The sequence below is a fragment of the Clostridium sp. HV4-5-A1G genome, assembly GCF_900184915.1.
Taxonomy (GTDB): Bacteria; Bacillota; Clostridia; order Clostridiales; family Clostridiaceae; genus Clostridium_B; species Clostridium_B aromativorans.
Map to the genome: position 1 here is coordinate 12870 of NZ_FXYI02000003.1, position 23509 is coordinate 36378.

The following is a 23509-nucleotide window of genomic DNA, read 5'->3' on the forward strand; positions in this document are numbered from 1 at the left end:
GCTTGCCTATGATTCCAGAGTACAACAGTTGTCATTGATAAAAAGTTGACACAGTAGTAAACTTAATTTATGTATGCAAAATTTTACGAAAGGATGAAATTTTAATATGAAATTTACTAAAATGCAGGGAAGCGGAAATGATTTTATAGTCATTGATGATAGAAAAAATAAATTTTTAGGTAAAGAGAGTAAGCTTGGAGTAAAGCTTTGTAATAGGCATTTTGGAATAGGGGCAGATGGTGTATTAATAGTTAGAGGAAGTAAAATTGCACAGATCAAGATGATAATAATTAATTCTGATGGATCTTATGCATCCATGTGTGGAAACGGCATAAGATGTTTTGCAAAATATGTATGGGAGAACAATATAGTAAAGGGTTCTAGCATAAGGATAGAAACGGGAGATGGAATAAAGGAAGCCTTTTTGAATATAGATGCAGATGAGGTTAAGGAAGTTACTGTTGATATGGGGACTCCCTCTTTTGTACCCGGTGAAATTCCAGCTGATTTTGAGGATGAAATTGTCAATAAGGAAATAGAAGCTAATGGAAAAATATATAAAATCACTTCACTGTTTATGGGAGTTCCTCATACAGTTATATTTGGCAGGCTGGAAAAATACCAGGTGAGAGAAGGAAAGTCTGTAGAAAAATATGCTGCATTTCCGCAGGGAACCAATGTAAATTTTTGTGAAATTATAGATAAAAATAATATCAAAGTAAAGACCTGGGAAAGGGGAGCAGGCCCTACTTTAGCCTGTGGTACAGGAAGCTGTGCTTGTGTTGTGGCTGCAAACAAGTTGAATTTTACTGATAAAAAAGTTAAAGTTACAGTACCCGGTGGAAATATATTGGTGGAAATAAGAGGAAATAATGTATTTATGACGGGTCCTGCAGAAGTTTCTTTTAAAGGGGAATATGATATGTAATGAAAATTTTCATGAAGATAATATTCTATACGGCGGTATTTTTAAATATTGTCACTTTGAGTGGATGTAGTTCCAGGAATAAGTATAAAGGCGAGGTTATAAAAGAGCCAAATTATTCTGATGTTATAGTGATTAAAGATGGAGGAGATAAAGAGGATATATTTAATGTACATTCTAATCAATTAGTTAAAAATGGAACTGTCGATCATATCTCAGAAATGGTATATGATACTCAAAAATCTGTTTATGTATATCTGGTTGATAAAAATAAAACCCCAAAAATTGGCAGTAAGGTAGTTGCGTTATATGGAAATACAAAAAGTGAAATCAAGGACTTTTTTGCTGTAAAAGATATAAAAATAAATCCTTCAGGAGATAAGATTGCCTATAGAGCTTTCAACAGTTCTTCTACTGACAGTGCGCAGGGTATGAAAGTATATGATTTGAAAAATAAAAAATATATAGAACTTAAATCTAAAGTTTTGGTTTCAGGGAACTTATATGAATGGCTGGACGATCATAGAATAATATATTATGGAAATATAGAGGGGCAAAGAAATTCTGATAAAGTATATCTATATGATCTCAGCAAAGACAGTGAACAGGTATATTTAAATGATACAAGGGGATATTGTATGTATTTTACCACTATAGGGGATGATCTGCTGTTTTCATCACGGAATCAGGATGAATTGGATTTATATTATTACAATCATAAAACTGGACAATTTAAGTTCTTAAGTGATGAGTTTGAACAGATATATGATTCTACGGTGGATAATAAAAATGGCTGTGTATTTTTTATTGGAAAAAATGAAGAAAATATTGAATCGCTTTATAAATTCACACAAAAGGATGGCGGAGTTAGCAGGATAACTTATGATTTCCCAGAAAATATTGCTGAGTACAGCGGTATAGCCCAGAGTAAAAGAGGAGATGTGTATTTTGTGGGAATGGTAAACAGGGGGAGCGGTGAAGATGTATTCATGTATAACATCCGAGATAAATCCATAAATATCATATCTGATCAGGAGGGAATATATAATATTTATAAAGAGAAGTGAAAAATATCACTTTATTTTGATTATAATTGATTAGAAAATATTTTATTGGGATATAATCTCAATAACAAATTATTGTTGAATACGATATTGTTGATTATATGTTTAGAACTGTATGTTGTTTGAAGTTTGTACTTTGTATTTTAAAATATAATAGAAAGAGAGAAATAATATGTTTTCCACAGAGATGAAAGAAGTAAACATTGATGAAATTTTATTGGAACCAGATATAGTGAAGAGGATACCTGAAGAGATAGCCAGAGATAATTGTGTGATTGCATTGAAGCGGGCTGATGAACAGATCATTATAGCTGCAGATAAAACTCCAGATATTAATTTAGTGGAGGAACTAAAGTTCATATTAGGTGTTGAATTGAGATTTGTTAAAGCTGACAGAAGAAAAATATACGATTTGATAAATACATATTATTGCAGGGAGAATTTACACCATGCATTGAAAGACATAAAGATGAATAAAAATACTTCACAGATGACCGGGGAAAACATTTCAGATATACATAAATTTCAAAGTTCCCCTGTAGTTAAGGCAGCTAATTACATAATAAATAAAGCCATAGATGAGAGGGCCAGTGATCTTCACATAGAGCCCTTTCAAAAAAGTGTGACTATAAGGATGAGAGTGGATGGCATTATATATGAGTACATAAAAATACCTAGAAATATATATCCACTTTTATGTACAAGAATAAAAATAATGGCCCAGATGGATATAGCTGAAAAAAGACTTCCACAGGATGGAAAAATAAAATATACTAAGGGAAATTTCAATTATGATATTAGAGTGTCTACTCTTCCAACTATATATGGGGAAAAAGTGGTTTTGAGAATTTTATATAGGGATACTGAGATAAAAAATCTCAATATGCTTGGATTTTTAAAAGAAGATGAGACAAAGATAAAAAACATGTTAAACAGGAGTTCAGGTCTCATTTTAGTGACGGGTCCAACTGCTCGCGGAACAAAATTGCGACATATTGGACAGGCTATTTTCTAGTTTTTTTTAGAGCCAAATATATTTATTTCAGCCTCTTGGGCGCTTCCGTTCCAGTATATTGATTCGACTAATATGGATATTAAATACTTTTTTAGCTTAATGTCGGCTATATCTATCATCTTATTGAATTTCTTGGCTGTATTAATCATTAAGTCTATGTCAAAATCCCTTTCCTCGGATTGACTAGATTTAACTTCTTGTGTGGCCAATTTATCCTTTATGATTTTATTTTCTTTATCCAGTTTTTCGATCTCTTTAAATATATAATCTGCAGCGGCACTATTTTTATTTTGGGATAATTGTTTCACCAAATTTTCTATAGCAGTTTCATTATCAGATATTTTTTTCTCTAAAGCTTTTATATTGTTTTTAGGCTCATTGTTTTTAGCAGAATGATGCTTAAATTCCTCCAGCTGCTTAATAAGCAATCCTTTATTGGCAGTTAGACCCTTTAGTTGGTTTATAACATATGCATCTAATTTAGCTCCATTTGCGTTTTTATTGGTGCATCTAGCCCTAGCAGATGATGCTTTGAGATCACATTCATAATAGTACCTTTTGGAACCGTCTTTTTTGGGAGAACCATATGTAATCCTCATAGGGGAGCCGCATTCTTTGCATCTTATTATACCAGTTAGCAGTGCTGTATTGGATTTACCCAAAGCGGGTATAGCTTTACTGTTGTTCTTATCCAATTCGTGCTGTACTTTTAGCCAATCACCAGGTTCAATTATTCCTTTATGTTTGGCTACAGCTGCAATCCATTCCGTTCTATCTCTCTGAATGCCTTTTTTATTTTTCTTATTATAGATCAGCATACCATGAATATTATCTGCTGAACCTGCAGTTATTATATTTTTGCTTTGCAGGTATTCCATAACTTTATTGCTGGTCATAACATAAACAGGGTTCCTCAAGATGGAAGCAATAACCCTAGAGCTAAAATCCTTCTTGTTTCTGGTTTTAATATTATTTTGGAGTAAATACTTTCTTACCTGGTATATGGATCCAAGCTCTATATATTTATTATACAACCATTTTACAAATTTCAATTCTTCAGGAACGGGAGATAGTTTTTGCATGGATCTTTCCTTCATTTCAGAATCATAGTATAGAATCTTTTCTGACCTAAATCCTATAGGAGGTTGTCCACCAAGCCATCTGCCGGTTTTGGCAAGTTCCAGCATATTATCACGAACTCTTTCTGCAATGGTTTCACGCTCCAATTGGGCGAATACACTAGCGATATATACCATGGCTTTTCCCATGGGAGTGGAGGTATCAAACTGCTCTTTTATACTTATAAAGGAGATGTTATGTTGTTCCAACAGTTCCAGCGTAGCAGAGAAATCGGCAACATTCCTGCTTATACGGTCCAGCCTGTAGCATACAAGAGAGTCAAATTTACCGCCTTTTGCATCCAATATCATTTTTTGAAATTGTGGTCTATCTATATTGCCACCACTAAATCCCTCATCCTCATAAATTATAAATTCAATTTTCCCATCAAAATTTTTAGTACAATATTCTTTGCACATTTCTATTTGATTACCGATAGATTCACCTTTACTGGTGAATTTACTTTTTCTTGAATATATTGCTGCCTTCATGTGAATTACCTCCTTATTACAAACTAATGTTCTGATTGAAGTTAAAAAATATATAGGAGATTAACTCCTATGATCTTTTCTTATTATTATTGCTGAATAGCTTATCAATATCATCAATATACATGGAAGACTTTTTATACACATTTTGATACCAGTCTTCAAGTCCCGGTTCGCTTCCTGGGTTCCTTTCCCACCTCTTAAGCCTGTCTACAAAGTCACTGTGGTTCTCATTTATAGGTACTCTAATATTAGCGCCATTTATATCCGCAGTTTTTTTATTTTCATAGAAATGTATATTGAATTCATTGTTTTTTAAATTATTAATGTAATTTAGATGAGAAGGTTTAAGGAATTTTTTATATTCCAAGATATTTTCTAACGATGTATTTATTTTGTTTAATTTACCCTTGTCAGTTTTTAGCTTTTCTATTTTTTGTACACAATTTTCAATATATCTTTCCAAAAATTGTTGTACTAGTAAATCGTAGTGATTCATTACTTCGTTTAATTGAGATGAAGGTAAGGGTTCATTAAAATCAATTAAGTCCTCAATATTAGCCAATTCTTGTAGCTTTTCAATTAAAAAATTTATCCTAAAGAAAAAAGTTTTTGGCTCAATAGAATTATTAACTAATTTTTGAGAATCATAAATCATTCTAGCTATTTGAGGAACATATACATTATGTGCAGAATCTAAAATTTGTTGTTTTGGGAAAATTATTTTATCATAGTTTTTGCCATACACAATGTTTTGCAATTTTAATAATTTCAAATTATTTTTTTCTTTCTTTTTAAATAAATCAAATAATCCCATGTAGTATCACCTTCATTTATCGAATTTATATTTAATATTTCTATTATTTAACCTGCTTAGCTACTTTAGAAAACAGTCCTGTTAAATTAATCATTTCTTTACCATTTATCTATATATAAATTATCTAAATCCATAAATATTTTCTTCTTTCTTCATTAAACCCAATTAAATCTTAGCTTCAAGGCTTGTACCGGAATTCCTTCAGCATGAGCTATTTGCTCAAGAGTAAAATTTTCATAAGGTAATAAAATGTCTTTAGGTATGGTCATAAATGCCGCAAAAGTATTGGCTTGAATTTCTAGTTTGTTAATTGAAAAAAGAGTAGTGTTACGTAAAAATGGAGTATTGGCATTAGGGTGAAATCTAATATGACCTAATTCGTGAGCACAAGTAAAGCGGCCAGAAAAGCTGTTTTCTTCTAATTCCCGATTTATGTGTATCATTCTTTGGCGTACATACTTGTTGTAATAGCCGTTTATTTTCCCCAGAGGTTCTTTTAATATCATAATATTTTCAGCCCTTGCAATTTCAAAAGGGTTGTTTGTTTTATGCTTTTTTATTAGACGGAGTACTTCTTTCTCTATAACATCCCTCAATTCCCCATTCCCCCAATTTTATTTTCTGTATTTCTTTGGAGTATATTTTTTAGCTGCCTGTTTGGCAATTCTCATTGAGTTTTCCAAGCTTATCCTGAGCAATTCTCTAGTTTCATCATCCATTGGCTCTCCATCAAACATGAGTCCATCTTGCGAATTTTCCAGCTGTTCAAGTGTTTTATTAAGGTCTTTTTTTATGTCACGTTCATCTTTTTCGCTTAATTTAGGTTGAGAGCTTTTTTTATTTTCATTTTCTTTTGAATTAGTAGGAACATTTTTAATATCTGTTCTTCCTAATAAATAGTCTATAGAGACCTTAAAATAATCAGCTATTTTTTCAAGTAAATCATGTTCTGGCAATTGAGTGCCATTTTCATATCTGGATATAGAACTTTTATTAAGATAAAATTTACTTGCCAATTCTTGTTGAGTTAAATTAGATTTTTTTCTTAATTCTTTTAATCTATCTCCGAATGAAGTCATTCAGTTCCTCTCCTTAATATATTTAATATATTTATTATACCCTATGTTGCATTAAAAGAAATATATATTGCTTTATAAGAAACTTTTTAATGAAAAAGTATTGACAAGTTTCGTTAAAAGCATTATTATTAAAGCATAAAGTTGATTTCAACGAAACAATGAGCGAGGTGATGTACATGAAACCAAATTTATTAAAAGCAGAGAGAGTAAAAGCGGGGCTTACTCAGAAAGACTTATCAATAGCTTTAAAAAAAGATGTATCAACATATTCAAAAAAAGAAAACGGATTAGTAGAATTTACAGCAAGTGAAATAAGGGCTCTTAAGCAATTATTGAATTTATCTCCAGAAACAATAGATAAAATTTTTTTTGATACAAAAGTTGTTTTTAAAGAAACAATTAATTAAAAGCAAGTAGTTTAATCTCATAATCTAATTCTAACAGCAAAAGGAAGTGGAATAAATGGCAAGAAAAGCTACGAAAGCAGCAGATAACATATATTATAAAGCACGAATGGAAGCAGCTGCCACAAATGACAAACTGAATAGCAGGGAAGGGGCTGCTGAAATAATCGGCATTGATAGAACCAGGCTTGCAAGAATAGAGCTTGATAGTATTTGCGCTTATCCAGAGGAAGTCTTGATGATGTCTGATGCATACAATGCTCCAGAATTGAACAATTATTTTTGTTGTGAGCAATGCCCTATAGGAAAACATACCGTACCGCATCTTGAAGTACCAGATATAAGTTATCTTACGATTCAAATATCAATTTTGCTGAAGCATTCGGGATCTACAACAGACAAATTAATGGAAATTGTACAAGACAGAGTTATTACAGAGGATGAAAAACCAGAGCTTAAAAATATAGTCGGTGAATTAGATGAATTTTCACAAAAGATACAATCACTAAAACTTTGGGCTCAGAAGAAATTGAAGTAGGGAGGAGGGAGAATTGGCAGACATAAAAAATGTGATAGTAAATTGGCCACAGACAGAAGAGGGCATGGAAGAAGTGCAAAGGCGGTTCACTATAGCACTTGCGAGGATAATTTGGGAAACAAGGACTCCCGAAGAGGTTGACTATATAATTCGAGAACTGCCAAAACATAAATGGAATGAACCAATTTTAAGGAGGGATGAAGTTGAGTAACTTGATTACAAAACAAGTTAATTTTCAGAATGTAAATATGACAGCTTGTAAGACAAATGAAAAAGTTTTTGTAGGGATAAGAAGTATATGTGATGGATTGGGTATTGCATATAACGGTCAGATGGAAAGAATTAATCGTGATGATGTGCTTCCAGAGGGGGTTCGTAAAATACGCATACCTACATCTAGTGGAGATCAGGAAACAAACATGCTAGATATTGAGTATTTACCATTTTTCTTAATTGGTATTAAAAGCTCAATGTGTAAAGAAGAAATAAGACCTAAATTGAAAGAGTTCAAGCTCAAAGCAAAGGACGTACTGGCAGCAGCATTCATAAAGAAGCAGCTTTCTCCAATGGAACAATTAAGACTTCAATATCAGGTTATAGAGAGTCATGAGGAAAAAATAAATGAGCTTGATACCAAAGTGAAAAATTTAGCTTTGACAATGAATATAACTGATGGCCAGGCCAAAACGATACAAAAGCTTGTTAATAAAAGAGTTAAGACTTTATGTTGTGGGAATGAAAGTAGTGCATATATGGACCAATCTATAAGAAAGAGAGTATACAGCTACATCTGGAGGACTTTGAAAGATTATTTGAATGTTTCGGTTTATCACAATATCTTGAGAAAAGATTACAGTTCAGCAATTAAATATATCGACACTATTACACTGCAGGGGGCTTTATTTAGAGAAGTTCAAGAAATTAATCAACAGATAAATATCAAGGAGGCAGCAATATGACTGAATATACATTGAAGCAGATGTTAGACAAGTTTGAAAGGAACCACAGTTTGAAATTTAAGTATGTAAATGAAATGGGATTAGATTATGGAAATATTCACTTAAGCGGAGATGGGCATATTGTAAATGAAGTAGGGACACCGATACTATCAAATTTTACACTGAGCAGCAAATTCAGGCTGGTAAATGAGCCAGTAAGTGCAAAGGAGGCTTTTAAGGCGTTTGAGGAAGGAAAGACAATTTATTGTATTTTGCTTGATAAAAAATATGAATATTCTTCTGAAATATCAGGATTATTAGAGTCAAAAACAAGACACGGGTTTATGGGAATAAGTGTAGAAGAAATTTTATATGGTAAGTGGTTCATAAGGGAGGAAAATTAATGTTTATTCCAGAGAAAGTAAAAGGCTTTAGTAAGCTAAATGATGCAGACAAGGAACTTTTCAAAAGGTTCTGTACAAGATTTTACAAGGCATGGGAATATCCAGAGGATCATGCACCTATAAAAGTGCAAAGAGCTGATGGATATCTAAAAGTTGTACTGAATGACGGTGACTGGCTGCATGTTCTGGGGAATGGAGATTGGTACTAGGAGGGAGAAGGATGGTATTTGAGAATCTAATGGCGCTTTGGATTGCAATAGAGAAGGAGTGCCCGCAGGAAGTTGCATTCAAGTATCTGGATAGATATCTGGGGGATGGACCTAAACAAGCACCTAAATTTAGATGGACACCGCAGGATGTGGAGGATGTGATGAAATTTAGGAAGGAGGGTATAAACTGCGCGGAGATAGGCAGTTACTATGGGCTTAAAGGGGCAAGCATATCGTATTTACTTTGTAGAAAAAGAAAGGAGGTAAGTGCAAGAGCTTAATATGGAAGAATTAAAGAAAAGGTTAAATGAATGTATTGATTTATACGGTTTGCAGGATAAAAGGACACTAGAAGTCAGCCAGCAACTTGATAAGCTGATAGTTCAGAAAATGAAGGAGGGTAAAAACAAATGAATGGATATTTGCAATGCTTGATAGACCAATATCAAGTAAAAGTTAGAAAAGCTACAGGGCCAGTAGAAAGAAATATATACAGAGATGTTTTGAATGATTTACTGAAGTTCCAAAGATACATTGAGGAACCTGAGGAAGAACCTAATATTGAGGATATTGTTCCCAGAAAATATGCGGTAGCTGATTTCAGTGGCGATATAAATGGATTTGTAGATTATCTTAAGAGGTTAAAGGAGGACATATGAGGGATAAAGAGTTTATGAAACTGGAGAAGCAAAATGCAAAGCTAAAGGAACTGTTGGAGGAAAGCTTACAGTTTATAGAAGCCTACAGGCTACAGGCCAAACATTGGGAAGATATGTACAATCAGTTGGATAGGTACTGCAGGTATAAATATAACGATTGAGGGGGTGAGTAGATGGAATCCGTTAGGCGAAAGGCAGACAAGGTGGTTGAACTTGTACAGGATGGAAATTTAGGAATCAAGGAGGCTGTAGATAGAGTTAAATATGACCTTGATGGTGATGAACTGTATGATATGAAAACCGGTAAGACCATATGTGATATTGATACTGCTACAGATGAACAGATAAAAATTTTATTTCAGGCAAAAGAAGACCCTTTGCAGAGGGCCCAAAAATAATTAATCGTTACTCTCATTCTACATGAGAATGGGAGAAAAATCAACAGGAGGTGCATCTTGAAAAAGTTAGTTGCAAATAGGCATCTTAAAAGATGCTGCGATTACTGTGGGAGAGAATTTAACAAAGGAGATGTCTACTACAGAGATAGAGAAATAATGACATCTGATAGTGAAATTATTAGAGGATATACATTTTATGAATGCCCGAAATGCCATTATAAGAGGATTCAGCATGAGAAGAGATACAAGAAATTTCAAAAGAATTGTAGACACCCGGGTAAATTCATACATGAAGTTTGGAGCTATATACCGGGTGAATGTATTAAACAGCCAGACCACTTTGAATGTGGTCTGTGTGGAAAATGGATATAACAATAAAAAATCAAATAGGAGGAGGTTGAGTCATGGAATTAAGACTTGATTTTAATAAGCCTTTTACGATACTTGCTAAAACTAAAGATATATCCGAGCTTGACTGGCTTAAGAGCCGTCAAGCCGGCATTGGAGGTTCTGATGCAGGAGCAATTTTGGGAATAAACAGATACAAGACACCATTTCAAGTATATATAGATAAAACACAGGAAATAACTGAGGTAGGCGAACAGAGCGAAGCTGCTTATTGGGGAACTGAACTTGAGGATATGGTGGCAAAGGAATTCACTAAGAGAACAGGTAAAAAAGTCAGAAGAAGAAATGCAATACTGCAAAGTATTGAGCATCCTTTTATGGCTGCCAATCTAGATCGTGAAGTAGTTGGAGAAAGGGCTCTCCTTGAGTGCAAAACTGTAAATGCATTTGGGGCAAAGGATTGGGAGTCAGATGAAATACCCGCAAGTTATCTGGCACAGGTTATGCACTATCTGGCTGTTACAGGTGATGAAAAGGCATATATAGCCGTGCTCATAGGTGGGCAGAAATTTATTTATAAAGAAATTGAGAGGGACCAGGAACTTATAAATATAATCGTAGCCAAAGAAAAAGACTTCTGGGAAAACAACGTACTTAAGAGAGTGCCGCCCAAGTTGGATGGATCAGATGCTGCAGAGAGGTATTTAAAGGAAAGATTCAAGGACTCAACTCCAGGGACGGTTGTAAATCTAAAATCTGAATACAAAGACAAGATTAAAGATTATATTGAAATCAAAAATACCATCAAATCCCTCGAGCTTCAAGCCAAGGAAATTGAGAACAACATAAAGCTTGAAATGGGTGAGGCTGAAATAGGATATGCTCCTGACTACGAGATTAATTGGAAAAGCATAACCTCCAATAGGTTTGACAGCAAAAGGTTCAAGGTGGAGTATCCTGAGCTATTTAAACAGTATTTAAATGCAAGCTCATACAGAAAATTTAATATCAAGGAGGTAAAAGCGTAATGGCAAATCCGGCATTTACAGCACTTATAAATAGTTTTAATGCCCAGCTGGCAGCTATGAACAAAAATGACTTTAAAATGTACGATCCAGGTGACTGCGGGTATTTTATAGATTCAATTTATTATGACAGTGATAAAGACAAAATAATGTGTAAATTTAAAGAAGATTTTGAAGGGGATGATGAGTAATATGGCTACAAGTCAGAGCTTAAAAAAGGAACTTACAAAAAAGGAACTGGGGAAACTACCGAAGGATCCATTCAAGGCACTTGTTTATTCCGCAAGTATAAAGAAAAGATTTGAGGACATGCTCGACAAACAGGCCAATGGATTTATAACCAGCTTGCTTAACTTGAAACAGGAGAAATTAAAGGGTTGTGACAATATGACAGTTTTGGGGAGTGCCTTAAAGGCCGCCTCCTTGAAACTTCCCATAGATCCTAACTTGGGATTTGCATGGATAATACCATTTAAAAATCATGGAAAGCTGGAAGCACAGTTTCAAGTTGGATACAGGGGATTTATTCAGATGGCTCAGAGGTCAGCACAATATAAAAAGCTCAATGTAACAGAGATATATGAAGGACAGCTTAAAAGCTTCAACCCTCTCACAGAAGAATTGGAATTAGACTTGGATAATAAACAATCGGATGCAGTAATAGGATATGCAGCATACTTCAGGCTCTTAAATGGTTTTGAAAAGATGGTGTACTGGAGTAAGGAAAAGGTAACTACGCATGCCAAAAGATTTAGCAAGAGTTTTGGTAATGGACCGTGGAAAACTGATTTTGATGCAATGGCTAGAAAGACAGTACTTAAAAATATGCTTTCAACTTGGGGCATTCTAAGTATTGACATGCAAGAAGCAATTACAAGTGACAGTAAAATAATTAAAACTAATGAGGACAACTATGAAGTATTTGACGAAGAAGCAGCGGATGAACCAGAAGTAAATGCGACAGACGTAGAATATATGGAAGCAGAGGATGAAGAAGAAAAAGGCAAGGATAGGGATCCGTATGAAGGCACACCGTTCGCTGAAAGTATGGATGATAAATAAGGTCAAGGAGCATTGAGTTATGGGAGAAGGTGATTACATTGGCTAGACCTCAAAAAGAAGGATTGGAATATTTTCCTTTAGATGTAGATATGGATCAGGATGATAAAGTTGCACTCATAGAAGCGCAATATGGACTAGTTGGCTTTGGTGTAGTAATTAAATTGTTAATGAAGATTTATAAGCACGGTTATTTCTATGAGTGGACAGAAAAACAGCAATTACTTTTTTCAAAGAGGGTTAATGCAGACATTAACTCAATTAATGTAATCATTAATGATTGTATAAAGTGGGAATTATTTGATAAAAAAGTCTTTGAAACCTATAAAATACTTACTTCTAGAGGCATCCAGAAACGTTATTTAAAGGCCGTAGATAGGAGGCAAAAGGTAAAAATATATAAAGAATACCTACTTTTGGATAATGAAACCATTAATGCATACAAAAATTTAATTATTGTTGACATTAACTCCAATAATGAGGTAGTTAATGCAAACATTAATCCCCAAAGTAAAGAAAAGAAAAGTAAAGTAGATAATACTACTACTGCTACTACAGAGGACCAGCTTGTGGATAATGTGGATAACTCAGGCTATGTTGATTTCTTCAACAACAACTTTGGGCATCTCATAACGCAGTTTGAGATGGAGCTTTTAGAAAGCTATGTGGAGGACGGCATGGAACCGGAGGTTATTACACTGGCACTGCAGGAGGCAGTAGAGAGCAACAAAAGAGATATACGGTATGCGAAAGCAGTACTCAACCGGTGGAAAGATAACCAGCTGAATACGGTCCAGGCGGTTATGGCAGATAAAAAAGGATTCGAGCTGAAGAAGAATCAAAAAAATAAAAATAAAAGTCCCGGGAGAAGTGCACCCAATTACGGCAAAAAAGAGAGTACGTTCAACAATTTCAAGCAGAGGAGCTATGACTTCAAAGACCTGGAGAAAAAGCTTCTTGGATGGGATAACTAAGAATTTAAAATAAAAATTTTGAGGAGGAAAAACAATGAAAAGTACAGGAATCGTAAGAAAAGTAGACGAGTTAGGGAGAATCGTAATACCAATGGAGCTTAGAAAAACCATGGGCATTCAGGAAGGTACACCACTGGAGATATTTGTGGATGGTGAAGATATCATCCTGAAGAAATACAGCCCGGCGTGCGTATTCTGCGGTGAAGCAAAGGACGTAGTGAAGTGGAAGGGCAAGAATATATGCAAGAAATGCATGGATGAACTCAGAGGGAGATAGACGGGAGGATGGATAGATGTGAGGCTTAAAAACTTGAGCAACATAAAGTGGATCGGCGGAAAGCACGGCAAGGAAGAACGCTACCTGGAGCTTATGCCAAAACACAGGATATTCGCAGATGTTTTCTTTGGATCCGGAGCAGTTACCTTTTACAAGGAGACAGTTAATCCTACTGATATAACGGTGGTTAATGATATAAATGACCGTCTTGTAAATTACATGATGGTTATAAAAAATAATCCAGGAAGCCTTTATAAAGAGTGCAGTTCACTTCCGTATTCAGAAAGTCTGTATGAAAAGTGGAAATGGGAGCCATGGCCGGAGGATAGCTTACAATCTGCGGTTAGATTCTATTACCTCATGAGAGTTTGTTTTGGCGGTGGTGGGCATAAGTACAAGAACGGCATAGGACTTTCAAAGACGCAGAATAAGGCCAAGCAGCTGACATCTGCTACGGAACTAATTCCAAAGATGGCCGGACTAATAAAAAACTGGAACATTCTCTGCAGGGACTTTGAGGAAGTAATACGGTTCTATGATACCAAGGATACGCTGTTCTTCCTGGACCCACCGTACTTGGGACATGAGGACATGTACTTCGGAGGATTCAAGAGGGAAGACCACATAAGACTTAGGAAAGTGCTTGAGAATATAAAAGGCAAAGCCATGGTTTGTTATTATCCGGATCCATTGATTGATGAATTGTATTCGGGGTGGTACCGAAATGAATATCACACGGCCAGCCAGATAAGAGTCAGAACTGATGGAGACAAGTGCCCGGTCCGGACCGAATTGATTTTAATGAATTACAAACCAGAGGTCAATGAACAGTTGAAAATAGTTTGAGGATTGGACAATAGAATAGAAAGCAGAAAGTAGTCGAATTTAAGCCGAGAACGGGGTAAATTTTAATTTAAATAGCATAAGAGTATAAATACTTGTCCAGTAAATTAAAATCCGTTTAAGAGTATCGTATGAGCGATTTAGTGAATTAAGAAAGTAGGTGGATAGTTTGAATGACCCAATAGAATTAATAGTTCCAGGAGAACCAATGGGAAAGCAAAGGCCAAAATTCAATAGATGGACAAAGTCGGCACACACGCCGGAGAAGACTCTGCAATATGAAACGTATGTGAAAGAGTTGTATGTTACCAACAGGTTTCCAAGGCTTAATGGATATATACAGGTTGACATTACAGCGTTTTACAGAATACCAAAGAGTATCAGCAATAAAAAACGTCAACAAATGCTGAACAATGAACTGCTTCCGGATAAAAAACCAGACGTAGACAATGTAGCAAAGACGGTATGCGACGCACTCAATTCTATAGCTTATGAGGATGACAAACAGATTGTAAGCTTAACGGTAAATAAATTTTATGGCGAACAGCCTCGTGTGGTTGTGAAGCTAAATCAAATAGATAAGGAGGAGTTGTCATGTCAGATAAAATAAATTTTGAAACACTGGCGGGAGGGGCATTTGCAGAGAGGGCAAGGCAGGCCATTGGTCAAGTTATGGACAACATAGCAGATGAAAATACGAACTGGAAGGATAAGAGAAAAGTTACCTTGGATCTTACGTTCAGTACGAAAGAGGATAGGGAAATCATTGAGTGTGATGTATTGGCAAAAGTAAAATTGGCGCCGAAGCTTTCAGTCCATACGAAGTTTTTACTTGATAGAAATTTAGAAGGTGAGGTTATAGCAAGTGAATTTAAGAAGCAGGTACCCGGCCAACAGGCAATGAAGGTGGATCCTGATACTGGAGAAATAATTGCCAATAAGGAAAATACCAAAGACGAGAAAAAAGCAGACAAGACAGAAGATGGATTGAAGATAGTTAAATAATAAAATAAAAATATATGGAGGAATGTAAAAATGGGTAATTATACAGAAAAAGAAGCATTGGAGTATTTAGTGGGGTTAGGACAAACAGAGGTGCTTGAAATTGATGGCAAGAAATTTACAACTAACCAGGTATATAAAGTAAAAGAGCCGACACCTGCAGCAATAACAGTTACTACACTCACAGCTTTAGTAGACTATATCAAATCGGGAATAGATAGCAAATATAGTGGACAGAATTTAATACATGTTGTTAGTCCTGAAAGAGTGGAATTTTATTCTGAACTTAGAGAAGATAAGGACCGAGAAAATTATATATCTGTTAAAGCATTACTGCCGAATAACATTTATTTTAATGGATTTACAGATCCAGAAGAGTTTAATATCATGCTGCAGAGCAGTTTTATAGATAACAAAGACAGAGCACTTTTGTTAAAAGTAGTTGGAAACATAAAGGATTCAGCTGTAAAACAGGTTGGTGATGATGGAGTAAGCCAGGCAGCTACCATAAAAACGGGAGTTGCAAGTGTAAACAATGTGGTTGTTCCTAATCCAGTAGTTCTGGCACCATACAGGACATTCCCTGAAATTGAGCAACCTGAAAGTAAGTTTATATTCAGGATGCAATCGGGACCAGCAGCAGCTTTATTTGAAGCAGATGGCGGAGCTTGGAGAAATGAAGCCATGGGCAGGATAAAGAAATATTTGGAGGAACAATTGAAAGATGTCCAGGAAGTTAAGATAATTTCATAGTAGTTTTAGGGCATGGCTTATGCTGTGCCCTGGATGAAATTTATGGGGAGGTATCAAAATGCCAAAAATTGATATAACACCTTACATTGATAAACATATTAGGGAAACTACATTAAATGAGGCAACAATAGTGATAGAAGGCAAAAATAAATTTCTTGATATGAAATTCAATAATAAATTGACACGTAAAGAAAAGATAATCTTCTCATCAATTATAGGGGAAAATTTATTAAAGAATATGGAGTTAAATAGTGATTTTGGAAATGAATTTAATGGTATGTCAATAAGAATAGTTGATTGAGGGAGTATGAAATATGAGTAATAAAAATAAATCTATGAAACAAAGATTTAAAGAACACATGGAAAGAAGCAAAAAACTAGCAGATGATTTTAAGAAGGATGGCATTAATGTAGATATGGATAAGAAAACTGGAGAGATTACTGTGGATATGAAAAGTCTGAAAGAATATTTTGAAAAGAGATATGAAGATGCTTATGACTGAATTCTATCGCCAGGCCATAGCAAAAGTGGAAAACGAAATTAGAATTGCGGAGCTGGAGAAGGATTTTAAAAAAGTTGCCAAGCTGCAGGCGGAAAAAGTTGATTGGGAGGAAAGGGCAAGGAGGGAGAAATGAGTAGAAGAAAAAAGGATTGCATTGATTGTAAATATTTTATAAGATGCAAAATTGATTATACGGATAAATTCCAACATTACAGAGAACCCGATAAAAGGCAATGGCAGAAAATGCTAAAAGAAAAAGACTTCAGGTATTGCAAGGGTTATAGATATAGAAAAAGTCCAGGGGTGAAAGCTCCTGAACTGAGGAACAAAATGAAGCTAAATAAAAGCTTACAAATAGAATGTGCAGAAATCAAATAATTATTCTGGTAATTTTAGGAGTGGTGTATATGGAGAAACTAACAGCTAGACAAAAAGCTGAAATGACATACAATATGCTGCAGAAACGAAAAATTAAAAAAGCTAAAGAAAAAGAAAATATGGTATTTGAAGTTGTGGGAAAATCAGTTAAAAGATGCAATAAGCGTGGCCGTATAAGGGGCAGGTGGTGAAATGAATAAGAGTACTAAAATCAGGGCAATGGGAATACCTTACTGGAACTTTAGGCAGAAAATCAGGATTACGAAAGAATTTGGGAAGTATTATCATATCGAAGATTTCGGGCGGGACGGGTTGACTGGGATTCTGTATATGGAGAGAAAAGTATGGATAAGTTGATTTGTTTTGTGGTTTTGTACCTTTTGTGTATGGGCATATTTGTTGGAGTAATGGCAATGGTAGTGATGGTGTTTAGACATAAGTAATAAAAAGTAGGAGGGAATGCCAGTGGACAAGGAGACATTTAAAAAGACAGAGGGAAAACTATATGGCTATTTCAGAGACCTTAAGGAAATGGAGCTGCTGGAAATTGATTGTAAGGATCTTCAGGACCAGGAGGAAAGTATCCAGTGGGATATAAAACACTCAGAAGATACAAAGGAAATTAGACAGCTTGAGGATGAATTGAAGTGTGTAGATAAAAAGCTCCGTAAGAATATGGCCAGGATAAGACAGTTAAAAAGAAACATAGCTCCATTGAAAAAAGTGCTGACAGTCCCTCCACTATCAGAAGAAATTATGAAATTTATTACTTACAAATATAAGTTGAACAAGAGTGTTGGGTGGATTGCCAATGAAATGTATGGTGGGGTAAGAAGTACTGCTTACAGATGGCGGGAAGATATACTGGAGGATATCGTTAGATGGGGAAGAATGTATGGCAATAGTTGAAAAATGCTGTTGCCTTTTAAATAGCAAAAAATCGTGGGACAAAAATAGGACAAAAGTGGGACAAAGTTGGGAAAAATTTTCGGAAGGATGATATATAATATAAATGAAATTTGAAGAATTCAATTTGGTAAAAGTAAAATATGTCCCCTTTTATGGTTTGGGTGAACTATATTCTTTTTTAGGAGTTGGTTGGATGAAGGCGATTGTAGATAAGAAGCAGGTTGAGAAATTGTACAACGAAGGGTTTACAGCTCCTGAGATTGCCAGGAAATTGAATTGCAAAAAGGATACAGTTAAGAAATGTATCCAGAGAAATTTTGGATGTCTGAAAAGACAACATCAAACTGCCCTAACTCAAAGACGTGAAATAATAAAGGCAGTAAATTACCAGGCTAATAGATATATGGGAGATAGTACATTTGTAAAAAAGAATAGATCAATATATAAGACAAAGCCTAATGGAGATATAGTATTGAACAAAGAAGTCGCTCCATGTGTCACATGGGACACTCCGAAAAGATTGGCAAATGAATATAAAGATAGATTTTAATACCCTCAATAAACCTGTGGCTCCAGGGTTAAATGGGGCCTCCAATATGGTTTATATGCCATAAATATAATTCCTATATCTTGTAAAAGACACCTGGTGTTAGCTGGGTGCCTTTTGATATTATGCATAATGTAGTTAATAAAAAATTATATTGAAAATCATGTTGCTTTTATTAATTTTATGTCGAATTTTTTTCTTCTAAATAGTTTTTTAATTTCTTTTAAAAGTTTTATTGTACATGATATTGCAGATATTATTGAAATATAATTTTCTATTAAGTTTCTAAAATTATGCATAGTGTCAAGCTCCTTAAGAATTAATATTTATATTGTTAGCAATTTAAATATTTTTATGTAAAGAAGGTAGAAAAAAGTATGAAGGCCAAAAAAATCTTCAAGAATATTCAAATTTTATTGATGGATATGATTTTCAAATTATAGTTGGATTTGTTGTGTATATAATAATGGCTAGATTTGTTATAAATAGTATTCGCCAATATAGAAAAATTAAATTATTTTTAGAAGTTATTCAACATGTAAATGATGGGAAAAGTATAGTTTATAAAGATGGTAAAAAGCTTAAATAGAAGCTAAAGATATTTACATATCCAAAACAAAACGAATAGGCAGGTGGTGACAGTGTAGACATGCCGAGACAGAGAAGCCCGAATCGGGATAAAGCATTTGAAATTTACAAAGAGAATCATGGAAATATTGATTTAGTGAAGATTGCAGAGATGCTAAGTCTTTCACCTGGAACCATAAGAGGGTGGAAGAATAAAGATAAATGGGACAGTAAATTGAATGGAACGCTCCAAAAGGATATGGAACGTTCCAAACGAAAAAAGGGTGCCCAACCCAAAAATAAGAACTCAAAAGGCCATGTGAGCAGTGTACCGAAAGGTAATAAAAACGCTGAAACGCATGGCTTTTTTTCTAAGATTTTTCCACCTGAAACAATAGATATAGTGGAGGATATTATGGTTAAAAATCCATTGGATATGCTGTGGGAAAATATAATAATTCAGTACACGGCCATAGCAAGGTCCCAAAGAATTATGGATGTTACTGAAAAATCAGAAATGATTAAGGAACTTAAAAAATCCAAGGTTAAGACCAAGGATAGAAGTACAGAGAAAACTTCTACCAATGAATCGGAGAAAGAATATGAATATGAGTTCCAATTTGCATGGGACAGACAGGCCACATTCCTGCAGGCTCAATCAAGGGCTATGTCAGAGTTAAGGAGTCTTATCAAGCAGTATGATGAAATGCTCCACAATAATTGGGATAAGGCTACAGAGGAACAGAAATTGAGGATTGAGAAGTTGAGATGTGAGGTTGACAAAGTTAAGAATCATGATAAGGATAAACCTATAGAAATTATGATAAAAAGAAAAAGTGATGAATAATGCTTATAGAAAAAGAAGTAAATCCAAGTTTTGAAGATTTTATTTTCAACTGGGATTATAAATTCTATTTTTTAGTTGGAGGTTATGGATCGTCAAAGAGTTATCATGTGGCTCTGAAACTGATATTGAAGCTTCTACAAGAGAAAAGAACTGCACTTGTAGTCAGAGAAGTATTTGATACTATAAGAGACAGTTGCTATTCTCTTTTAGAGGAAATAGTAATTGATATGGGCCTTGATAATAGAATTAAGTTCACAGCTTCACCAATGCAGGTTAAGTTCCCTAATGGATCAAAGATAATATTTAAGGGTATGGACAAACCTTCAAAATTAAAGTCTATAAACAATGTTTCTATAGTATGGATAGAAGAATGCTCAGAGGTAAAATATGCAGGATTTAAGGAGCTTCTTGGGCGTTTAAGACATCCAAGCTTGTCATTGCATATGATACTTTCTACTAATCCTGTGAGCAAAGATAATTGGACATACAAGCACTTCTTCAAAGATGAAAAGAAAAAAATATTCATACTTGATGATGAGGAGCTCTATAAAAAGAAAATAGTCATAAGAAAAAACACCTATTATCATCACTCATTGCCGGATGATAATTTATTTTTGCCCAAAAGCTATATACAGCAGCTTGATGAACTGAAAACATATGACCCTGATTTATACAGAATAGCCAGGAGAGGCAGATTTGGGGTAAATGGCAGGAGAGTACTTCCGCAATTTGAAGTTGCTCCACATTATGCAGTGCTTCAAGCTATAGGTAATATAAAAAATCCAATCAGGAGAGTTGGCATGGATTTTGGTTTTGAAACTTCATACAATGCTATTGTAAGAATGTGTATTGATGATGATAAAAAGATACTTTATATCTACTGGGAGTATTATAAGAATCAAATGACAGACGATAGAACTGCAATTGAGATAGCGGAATTTAAAGACACCCAGGAACAAATAAATGCGGATTCAGCTGAACCTAAGACAATTAAATATTATAGACAGCAGGGTTTTAATATTAGAGGAACTAAAAAGTTTCAAGGATCCAGGTTGCAGAACACCAAGAAGGTAAAGAGGTTTAAGAAAATAGTATGTTCCAGTAATTGTACCAATACCATAGCAGAACTTAAAGATTTGACCTATGCGGTAGATAAGAATGATGAAATCATAGAGGATGAATTTAATATTGATCCACATACATTTTCAGCTATATGGTATGGCCTTGATGGGTATGAGGTTGCTGATATAAAAGAGAAAAAATATGCAGACAGTGTTTATGAAAAAGGCAGGGGACTTAAAAGCAATATTTATCATAGAAGGAAGGGAGGTGCCGTATTCTAGTGAATATCAAACATCAGCTATTAAAACTAACAGATATGCAGCTCAAAGAAAGAAAGCAGTGTAAGAATGATTATTTCTATTACAAGGGCAAATGCCAAGATGAACAGCTTGCAATAAGCGATCCAGATACCATTGGGCAGTCCTGGACAATTAATGATAATTTGGATTATGTACCTGCTCAGGATATAAGAAATAAAGTGGGCCCACTGCTCCGAAAGCAGGCAAGATTTATGTTCAGTGTGCCTCCGGACATTTTATTCAAGCCTTATGATACAAAGGACAAAGATAAATGTGAGGAATTAAGACAGTTTATAGATAAAATTTTGGCAGATAATAGCTTTTGGAGTGATACTCTAAAGGCTTTTTTAGACTGCACTGTCAGAAGAAGAGTGCTTCTAAGGATTGAAGCCAATCCAGAGCAGCCGATAAATATTTTTTACAACTCTATTAATGATTTTACCTATAGAACTACCTCAAGCAATTATAAAAAGCTTCAGGAGATTATTCTTGTAGTTAAAGAGCCTGATACAGCAGATTTAGAGCAGGATAAACAGATATGGTATAGACATACCTATACTCTGAATGGAGGTACCTGTGTCCATAATATAGAGATATTTTCAGGAGGGAACTTTGATACTCCTATATCCACAGAAACAGTGGATACAAAGTTGGATAAGCTTCCTGCATGGGTAGTATTGAATGATGCCATGCTTGGAGATATACATGGGCAAAGTGATGTAACAGGTCTTAGAGATGCGCAGAACAGTTATAACAGAAAAGTTTCAGATTATGCTGATGCATTGAGGTTCAATATGTTCGGAGAGCGTGTAATCATAGATGCTGATGAAAGCAGTGTGAACAACTGCAAGGTTGCACCGGGTGCAATAATACCATTGAAAAGTATAGATGAGCATACAGCGGATGCAAAAAGGCTTGAGAGTTCGTTTACTTCAGCTGAACCCGCGGAGAAGTTTCTTGACAGGGCTGAAAAAGATATGTATGAGATGCTGGACATGCCAAGGCAGGAAGAACTGAAAAATGTTCCATCAGCCAAAGCTTTGAAGTACTTGTATAATGACTTGATAGCCAGGTGCAATGAAAAATGGAATACATGGGAGCCAATTATAAAAGATTTGATAAGGCTTATTATTGAGTGCTGTAGTAAGTTTAATTGTTATAAGGACTGGAACCATGAATGGGATGACTTGGAATTTAACATTGTATTCAATCATAATTTCCCCATACCTGAAGATATAGACGATAAAAAGACATTGGCCATGCAAGAAGTTCAGAGTAATGTAAGGAGTCACAAGTCCTATATCAAAGATTTCTCTAATACAGAGGATGTTGATGGGGAGATGGATGAAATAATCAAGGATATAGCGGATATAACAGCGGCAGAAAATGAACAAATAGTTCCAAACACTGACAATATTCCTTAAAATATGGTACAATATGCATAAATAGTATCATCTTGATAGGGAGAGATTCTTATGATTGAGTGGATATATTATGTTGTAGGACTCATATTTCTGGTATTGTTTATATTATCTATTATGACTAAACCAATACTTTTTAGGGAGAAGTGGCAAGCAGGATTAGGATATGGAATATATGCTGTTTTGTATTTAGGATTATTTTTCTTAATGTTCTTTGGAGAATATAATGTAACAGCAAATAATGTAAATACTACTGATGTTAAAACATCTAATGTATCTGTAAAAGGACCAGTGGTGGCAATTGAACCTAGAAGTGTAAAAAAGTCTACGTTTCAAGATATTCCAGTTCAAGAAGTCAAGGAAATACCTGTTCAAAAAATTGATGTTACTCCAGTACAGAATGCTAGTTCAAATACAACAACTACTACGAGCAGTGGGAATCAATATGTGGATGCAAGTGGAAAAGGGACAATTATAGGTGACACTGACAGTAAGATATATCACCTGCCTGGAGATCCATATTATGAAAAAGAGATGCAAAAAACCAGCAATAATGTTTATTTTAAGACAGCCGCAGAGGCAGAATCAGCAGGGTACAGAGCAATAAAACAGTAATTTTTTATAGCACATCAAGTGCT

General features: G+C 34.7%; 41 protein-coding genes. 36 read left to right on the forward strand and 5 right to left on the reverse strand.

Annotated elements, in window-relative coordinates; all coding sequences use genetic code 11:
* The first annotated feature begins 106 nt into the window (after window positions 1-106).
* The 3 genes from dapF (at window position 107) to J5G60_RS00650 (ending at window position 3004) form a co-directional block, all read left to right on the forward strand.
* The gene (gene dapF / locus J5G60_RS00640) at window positions 107-928 is read left to right on the forward strand and encodes a diaminopimelate epimerase (RefSeq protein ID WP_150356027.1); all 822 of its coding nucleotides are present in this window, start codon (window positions 107-109) and stop codon (window positions 926-928) included.
* Entirely contained in the window at window positions 928-1992 is a 1065-nt protein-coding gene (locus J5G60_RS00645; RefSeq protein WP_150356028.1) for a hypothetical protein, read from the forward strand. The genes dapF and J5G60_RS00645 overlap by 1 nt, the downstream gene beginning before the upstream one ends.
* A 169-nt stretch (window positions 1993-2161) precedes the next feature.
* Window positions 2162-3004 carry a GspE/PulE family protein gene (locus J5G60_RS00650; protein ID WP_150356029.1) on the forward strand — a complete coding sequence of 281 codons (843 nt, stop codon included), beginning with the start codon at window positions 2162-2164 and terminating at the stop codon, window positions 3002-3004.
* Here J5G60_RS00650 and J5G60_RS00655 read toward each other — a convergent pair.
* The 4 genes from J5G60_RS00655 to J5G60_RS00670 all read right to left on the reverse strand — a co-directional run bounded on the left by J5G60_RS00655 (window position 3001) and on the right by J5G60_RS00670 (window position 6507).
* Window positions 3001-4614 (reverse strand): recombinase family protein, encoded by a 1614-nt coding sequence (locus J5G60_RS00655; RefSeq protein WP_150356030.1) that lies wholly within the window; start codon window positions 4612-4614, stop codon window positions 3001-3003. The two genes, J5G60_RS00650 and J5G60_RS00655, sit on opposite strands and share 4 nt — an antisense overlap.
* A gap of 67 nt (window positions 4615-4681) precedes the next feature.
* On the reverse strand, window positions 4682-5428 hold the full coding sequence (locus J5G60_RS18750; RefSeq protein WP_236035017.1) for a hypothetical protein: 747 nt from the start codon (window positions 5426-5428) through the stop codon (window positions 4682-4684).
* 155 nt (window positions 5429-5583) lie between these two features.
* Window positions 5584-6024 carry an ImmA/IrrE family metallo-endopeptidase gene (locus J5G60_RS00665; protein ID WP_150356031.1) on the reverse strand — a complete coding sequence of 147 codons (441 nt, stop codon included), beginning with the start codon at window positions 6022-6024 and terminating at the stop codon, window positions 5584-5586.
* Window positions 6025-6042: 18 nt separating this feature from the next.
* Window positions 6043-6507 (reverse strand): helix-turn-helix domain-containing protein, encoded by a 465-nt coding sequence (locus tag J5G60_RS00670; protein WP_150356032.1) that lies wholly within the window; start codon window positions 6505-6507, stop codon window positions 6043-6045.
* A gap of 176 nt (window positions 6508-6683) precedes the next feature.
* Between J5G60_RS00670 and J5G60_RS00675 the strand changes: the two genes are divergently transcribed.
* The 28 genes from J5G60_RS00675 (at window position 6684) to J5G60_RS00810 (ending at window position 18678) form a co-directional block, all read left to right on the forward strand.
* Window positions 6684-6914, forward strand: coding sequence for a helix-turn-helix transcriptional regulator (locus J5G60_RS00675; RefSeq protein WP_190972153.1), 231 nt, complete (start codon window positions 6684-6686; stop codon window positions 6912-6914).
* A gap of 55 nt (window positions 6915-6969) precedes the next feature.
* Window positions 6970-7449: an XRE family transcriptional regulator gene (locus J5G60_RS00680; RefSeq protein ID WP_150356034.1), complete on the forward strand. Its 480-nt coding sequence runs from the start codon at window positions 6970-6972 to the stop codon at window positions 7447-7449.
* 13 nt (window positions 7450-7462) lie between these two features.
* Window positions 7463-7660 carry a hypothetical protein gene (locus J5G60_RS00685; protein WP_150356035.1) on the forward strand — a complete coding sequence of 66 codons (198 nt, stop codon included), beginning with the start codon at window positions 7463-7465 and terminating at the stop codon, window positions 7658-7660.
* Window positions 7653-8408: an ORF6C domain-containing protein gene (locus J5G60_RS00690; RefSeq protein WP_190972154.1), complete on the forward strand. Its 756-nt coding sequence runs from the start codon at window positions 7653-7655 to the stop codon at window positions 8406-8408. The genes J5G60_RS00685 and J5G60_RS00690 overlap by 8 nt, the downstream gene beginning before the upstream one ends.
* Window positions 8405-8791 (forward strand): hypothetical protein, encoded by a 387-nt coding sequence (locus tag J5G60_RS00695; protein WP_150356037.1) that lies wholly within the window; start codon window positions 8405-8407, stop codon window positions 8789-8791. The genes J5G60_RS00690 and J5G60_RS00695 overlap by 4 nt, the downstream gene beginning before the upstream one ends.
* Window positions 8791-9000, forward strand: coding sequence for a hypothetical protein (locus J5G60_RS00700; protein WP_150356038.1), 210 nt, complete (start codon window positions 8791-8793; stop codon window positions 8998-9000). Before J5G60_RS00695 ends, J5G60_RS00700 begins: the two co-directional genes overlap by 1 nt.
* Window positions 8991-9281, forward strand: a complete 291-nt coding sequence (locus J5G60_RS00705) for a hypothetical protein (protein WP_150356039.1) — start codon at window positions 8991-8993, stop codon at window positions 9279-9281. Before J5G60_RS00700 ends, J5G60_RS00705 begins: the two co-directional genes overlap by 10 nt.
* Entirely contained in the window at window positions 9268-9414 is a 147-nt protein-coding gene (locus J5G60_RS00710) for an aspartyl-phosphate phosphatase Spo0E family protein (protein WP_236035019.1), read from the forward strand. Before J5G60_RS00705 ends, J5G60_RS00710 begins: the two co-directional genes overlap by 14 nt.
* Window positions 9411-9659 (forward strand): hypothetical protein, encoded by a 249-nt coding sequence (locus J5G60_RS00715; protein ID WP_150356041.1) that lies wholly within the window; start codon window positions 9411-9413, stop codon window positions 9657-9659. The genes J5G60_RS00710 and J5G60_RS00715 overlap by 4 nt, the downstream gene beginning before the upstream one ends.
* Window positions 9656-9820 carry a hypothetical protein gene (locus J5G60_RS00720; RefSeq protein WP_190972155.1) on the forward strand — a complete coding sequence of 55 codons (165 nt, stop codon included), beginning with the start codon at window positions 9656-9658 and terminating at the stop codon, window positions 9818-9820. The genes J5G60_RS00715 and J5G60_RS00720 overlap by 4 nt, the downstream gene beginning before the upstream one ends.
* A 12-nt stretch (window positions 9821-9832) precedes the next feature.
* Window positions 9833-10057, forward strand: coding sequence for a hypothetical protein (locus J5G60_RS00725; protein ID WP_150356042.1), 225 nt, complete (start codon window positions 9833-9835; stop codon window positions 10055-10057).
* 196 nt (window positions 10058-10253) lie between these two features.
* On the forward strand, window positions 10254-10478 hold the full coding sequence (locus J5G60_RS00730; RefSeq protein ID WP_150356043.1) for a hypothetical protein: 225 nt from the start codon (window positions 10254-10256) through the stop codon (window positions 10476-10478).
* A complete protein-coding gene (locus J5G60_RS00735; protein ID WP_150356044.1) occupies window positions 10462-11433 on the forward strand; it encodes a YqaJ viral recombinase family nuclease in 972 nt (323 codons plus the stop codon). Before J5G60_RS00730 ends, J5G60_RS00735 begins: the two co-directional genes overlap by 17 nt.
* Window positions 11433-11621, forward strand: a complete 189-nt coding sequence (locus tag J5G60_RS00740; protein WP_150356045.1) for a hypothetical protein — start codon at window positions 11433-11435, stop codon at window positions 11619-11621. The genes J5G60_RS00735 and J5G60_RS00740 overlap by 1 nt, the downstream gene beginning before the upstream one ends.
* Before the next feature lies 1 nt (window position 11622).
* Window positions 11623-12492, forward strand: coding sequence for a recombinase RecT (locus J5G60_RS00745; RefSeq protein WP_150356046.1), 870 nt, complete (start codon window positions 11623-11625; stop codon window positions 12490-12492).
* Between the two features lie 38 nt (window positions 12493-12530).
* Entirely contained in the window at window positions 12531-13463 is a 933-nt protein-coding gene (locus J5G60_RS00750) for a Lin1244/Lin1753 domain-containing protein (RefSeq protein WP_150356047.1), read from the forward strand.
* A gap of 34 nt (window positions 13464-13497) precedes the next feature.
* A complete protein-coding gene (locus J5G60_RS00755) occupies window positions 13498-13740 on the forward strand; it encodes an AbrB/MazE/SpoVT family DNA-binding domain-containing protein (RefSeq protein ID WP_150356048.1) in 243 nt (80 codons plus the stop codon).
* 18 nt (window positions 13741-13758) lie between these two features.
* Window positions 13759-14586 (forward strand): DNA adenine methylase, encoded by an 828-nt coding sequence (locus J5G60_RS00760; RefSeq protein ID WP_150356049.1) that lies wholly within the window; start codon window positions 13759-13761, stop codon window positions 14584-14586.
* Window positions 14587-14752: 166 nt separating this feature from the next.
* Window positions 14753-15193 carry a RusA family crossover junction endodeoxyribonuclease gene (locus J5G60_RS00765; protein ID WP_236035021.1) on the forward strand — a complete coding sequence of 147 codons (441 nt, stop codon included), beginning with the start codon at window positions 14753-14755 and terminating at the stop codon, window positions 15191-15193.
* Window positions 15178-15588, forward strand: coding sequence for a replication terminator protein (locus J5G60_RS00770; RefSeq protein WP_150356050.1), 411 nt, complete (start codon window positions 15178-15180; stop codon window positions 15586-15588). Before J5G60_RS00765 ends, J5G60_RS00770 begins: the two co-directional genes overlap by 16 nt.
* A 30-nt stretch (window positions 15589-15618) precedes the next feature.
* Window positions 15619-16338: a hypothetical protein gene (locus J5G60_RS00775; RefSeq protein ID WP_150356051.1), complete on the forward strand. Its 720-nt coding sequence runs from the start codon at window positions 15619-15621 to the stop codon at window positions 16336-16338.
* A gap of 58 nt (window positions 16339-16396) precedes the next feature.
* A complete protein-coding gene (locus J5G60_RS00780; RefSeq protein WP_150356052.1) occupies window positions 16397-16639 on the forward strand; it encodes a hypothetical protein in 243 nt (80 codons plus the stop codon).
* A 13-nt stretch (window positions 16640-16652) separates the two neighbouring features.
* Entirely contained in the window at window positions 16653-16841 is a 189-nt protein-coding gene (locus J5G60_RS00785) for a hypothetical protein (protein WP_150356053.1), read from the forward strand.
* Complete coding sequence (locus J5G60_RS00790) at window positions 16828-16974, forward strand: hypothetical protein (RefSeq protein WP_207707991.1); 147 nt, start codon at window positions 16828-16830, stop codon at window positions 16972-16974. The genes J5G60_RS00785 and J5G60_RS00790 overlap by 14 nt, the downstream gene beginning before the upstream one ends.
* On the forward strand, window positions 16971-17219 hold the full coding sequence (locus J5G60_RS00795) for a hypothetical protein (RefSeq protein WP_150356054.1): 249 nt from the start codon (window positions 16971-16973) through the stop codon (window positions 17217-17219). The genes J5G60_RS00790 and J5G60_RS00795 overlap by 4 nt, the downstream gene beginning before the upstream one ends.
* A 29-nt stretch (window positions 17220-17248) precedes the next feature.
* Complete coding sequence (locus J5G60_RS00800) at window positions 17249-17410, forward strand: hypothetical protein (protein WP_190972156.1); 162 nt, start codon at window positions 17249-17251, stop codon at window positions 17408-17410.
* A gap of 268 nt (window positions 17411-17678) precedes the next feature.
* Window positions 17679-18128 carry a transcriptional regulator gene (locus tag J5G60_RS00805; protein WP_150356055.1) on the forward strand — a complete coding sequence of 150 codons (450 nt, stop codon included), beginning with the start codon at window positions 17679-17681 and terminating at the stop codon, window positions 18126-18128.
* 193 nt (window positions 18129-18321) lie between these two features.
* Window positions 18322-18678, forward strand: a complete 357-nt coding sequence (locus J5G60_RS00810; protein ID WP_150356056.1) for a helix-turn-helix domain-containing protein — start codon at window positions 18322-18324, stop codon at window positions 18676-18678.
* A 158-nt stretch (window positions 18679-18836) separates the two neighbouring features.
* On the opposite strand, the gene J5G60_RS00815 is transcribed toward J5G60_RS00810, so the two are convergent.
* Window positions 18837-18974 carry a hypothetical protein gene (locus tag J5G60_RS00815; RefSeq protein ID WP_190972157.1) on the reverse strand — a complete coding sequence of 46 codons (138 nt, stop codon included), beginning with the start codon at window positions 18972-18974 and terminating at the stop codon, window positions 18837-18839.
* Window positions 18975-19129: 155 nt separating this feature from the next.
* Between J5G60_RS00815 and J5G60_RS18975 the strand changes: the two genes are divergently transcribed.
* Genes J5G60_RS18975 through J5G60_RS00835 form a run of 5 tightly spaced genes read left to right on the forward strand, consistent with a single transcriptional unit; the run spans window position 19130 to window position 23486 of the window.
* Window positions 19130-19264 carry a hypothetical protein gene (locus tag J5G60_RS18975; RefSeq protein ID WP_268905660.1) on the forward strand — a complete coding sequence of 45 codons (135 nt, stop codon included), beginning with the start codon at window positions 19130-19132 and terminating at the stop codon, window positions 19262-19264.
* A 60-nt stretch (window positions 19265-19324) separates the two neighbouring features.
* Window positions 19325-20089: a phage terminase small subunit gene (gene terS / locus J5G60_RS00820; protein ID WP_150356057.1), complete on the forward strand. Its 765-nt coding sequence runs from the start codon at window positions 19325-19327 to the stop codon at window positions 20087-20089.
* Window positions 20089-21432: a PBSX family phage terminase large subunit gene (locus tag J5G60_RS00825; protein WP_150356058.1), complete on the forward strand. Its 1344-nt coding sequence runs from the start codon at window positions 20089-20091 to the stop codon at window positions 21430-21432. The genes terS and J5G60_RS00825 overlap by 1 nt, the downstream gene beginning before the upstream one ends.
* Entirely contained in the window at window positions 21432-22874 is a 1443-nt protein-coding gene (locus J5G60_RS00830) for a phage portal protein (protein ID WP_150356059.1), read from the forward strand. Before J5G60_RS00825 ends, J5G60_RS00830 begins: the two co-directional genes overlap by 1 nt.
* Before the next feature lie 51 nt (window positions 22875-22925).
* Window positions 22926-23486, forward strand: a complete 561-nt coding sequence (locus J5G60_RS00835; protein WP_150356060.1) for a sunset domain-containing protein — start codon at window positions 22926-22928, stop codon at window positions 23484-23486.
* Window positions 23487-23509 lie beyond the last annotated feature (23 nt).

Coding starts and splice junctions, on each gene's coding strand:
- J5G60_RS00835 (WP_150356060.1), top strand. CDS start 22,926: ATGATTGAGTGGATATATTATGTTGTAGGACTCATATTTCTGGTATTG.
- J5G60_RS18750 (WP_236035017.1), bottom strand. CDS start 5,428: ATGGGATTATTTGATTTATTTAAAAAGAAAGAAAAAAATAATTTGAAA.
- J5G60_RS00735 (WP_150356044.1), top strand. CDS start 10,462: ATGGAATTAAGACTTGATTTTAATAAGCCTTTTACGATACTTGCTAAA.
- J5G60_RS00700 (WP_150356038.1), top strand. CDS start 8,791: ATGTTTATTCCAGAGAAAGTAAAAGGCTTTAGTAAGCTAAATGATGCA.
- J5G60_RS00645 (WP_150356028.1), top strand. CDS start 928: ATGAAAATTTTCATGAAGATAATATTCTATACGGCGGTATTTTTAAAT.
- J5G60_RS00655 (WP_150356030.1), bottom strand. CDS start 4,614: ATGAAGGCAGCAATATATTCAAGAAAAAGTAAATTCACCAGTAAAGGT.
- J5G60_RS00755 (WP_150356048.1), top strand. CDS start 13,498: ATGAAAAGTACAGGAATCGTAAGAAAAGTAGACGAGTTAGGGAGAATC.
- J5G60_RS00775 (WP_150356051.1), top strand. CDS start 15,619: ATGGGTAATTATACAGAAAAAGAAGCATTGGAGTATTTAGTGGGGTTA.
- J5G60_RS00780 (WP_150356052.1), top strand. CDS start 16,397: ATGCCAAAAATTGATATAACACCTTACATTGATAAACATATTAGGGAA.
- J5G60_RS00795 (WP_150356054.1), top strand. CDS start 16,971: ATGAGTAGAAGAAAAAAGGATTGCATTGATTGTAAATATTTTATAAGA.
- J5G60_RS00810 (WP_150356056.1), top strand. CDS start 18,322: ATGAAGGCGATTGTAGATAAGAAGCAGGTTGAGAAATTGTACAACGAA.
- terS (WP_150356057.1), top strand. CDS start 19,325: ATGCCGAGACAGAGAAGCCCGAATCGGGATAAAGCATTTGAAATTTAC.
- J5G60_RS00745 (WP_150356046.1), top strand. CDS start 11,623: ATGGCTACAAGTCAGAGCTTAAAAAAGGAACTTACAAAAAAGGAACTG.
- J5G60_RS00805 (WP_150356055.1), top strand. CDS start 17,679: ATGCCAGTGGACAAGGAGACATTTAAAAAGACAGAGGGAAAACTATAT.
- J5G60_RS00670 (WP_150356032.1), bottom strand. CDS start 6,507: ATGACTTCATTCGGAGATAGATTAAAAGAATTAAGAAAAAAATCTAAT.
- J5G60_RS00815 (WP_190972157.1), bottom strand. CDS start 18,974: ATGCATAATTTTAGAAACTTAATAGAAAATTATATTTCAATAATATCT.
- J5G60_RS00725 (WP_150356042.1), top strand. CDS start 9,833: ATGGAATCCGTTAGGCGAAAGGCAGACAAGGTGGTTGAACTTGTACAG.
- dapF (WP_150356027.1), top strand. CDS start 107: ATGAAATTTACTAAAATGCAGGGAAGCGGAAATGATTTTATAGTCATT.
- J5G60_RS00740 (WP_150356045.1), top strand. CDS start 11,433: ATGGCAAATCCGGCATTTACAGCACTTATAAATAGTTTTAATGCCCAG.
- J5G60_RS00790 (WP_207707991.1), top strand. CDS start 16,828: ATGCTTATGACTGAATTCTATCGCCAGGCCATAGCAAAAGTGGAAAAC.
- J5G60_RS00675 (WP_190972153.1), top strand. CDS start 6,684: ATGAAACCAAATTTATTAAAAGCAGAGAGAGTAAAAGCGGGGCTTACT.
- J5G60_RS00695 (WP_150356037.1), top strand. CDS start 8,405: ATGACTGAATATACATTGAAGCAGATGTTAGACAAGTTTGAAAGGAAC.
- J5G60_RS00715 (WP_150356041.1), top strand. CDS start 9,411: ATGAATGGATATTTGCAATGCTTGATAGACCAATATCAAGTAAAAGTT.
- J5G60_RS00720 (WP_190972155.1), top strand. CDS start 9,656: ATGAGGGATAAAGAGTTTATGAAACTGGAGAAGCAAAATGCAAAGCTA.
- J5G60_RS00730 (WP_150356043.1), top strand. CDS start 10,254: ATGAATGCCCGAAATGCCATTATAAGAGGATTCAGCATGAGAAGAGAT.
- J5G60_RS00770 (WP_150356050.1), top strand. CDS start 15,178: ATGTCAGATAAAATAAATTTTGAAACACTGGCGGGAGGGGCATTTGCA.
- J5G60_RS00785 (WP_150356053.1), top strand. CDS start 16,653: ATGAGTAATAAAAATAAATCTATGAAACAAAGATTTAAAGAACACATG.
- J5G60_RS00800 (WP_190972156.1), top strand. CDS start 17,249: ATGGAGAAACTAACAGCTAGACAAAAAGCTGAAATGACATACAATATG.
- J5G60_RS00680 (WP_150356034.1), top strand. CDS start 6,970: ATGGCAAGAAAAGCTACGAAAGCAGCAGATAACATATATTATAAAGCA.
- J5G60_RS00825 (WP_150356058.1), top strand. CDS start 20,089: ATGCTTATAGAAAAAGAAGTAAATCCAAGTTTTGAAGATTTTATTTTC.
- J5G60_RS00650 (WP_150356029.1), top strand. CDS start 2,162: ATGTTTTCCACAGAGATGAAAGAAGTAAACATTGATGAAATTTTATTG.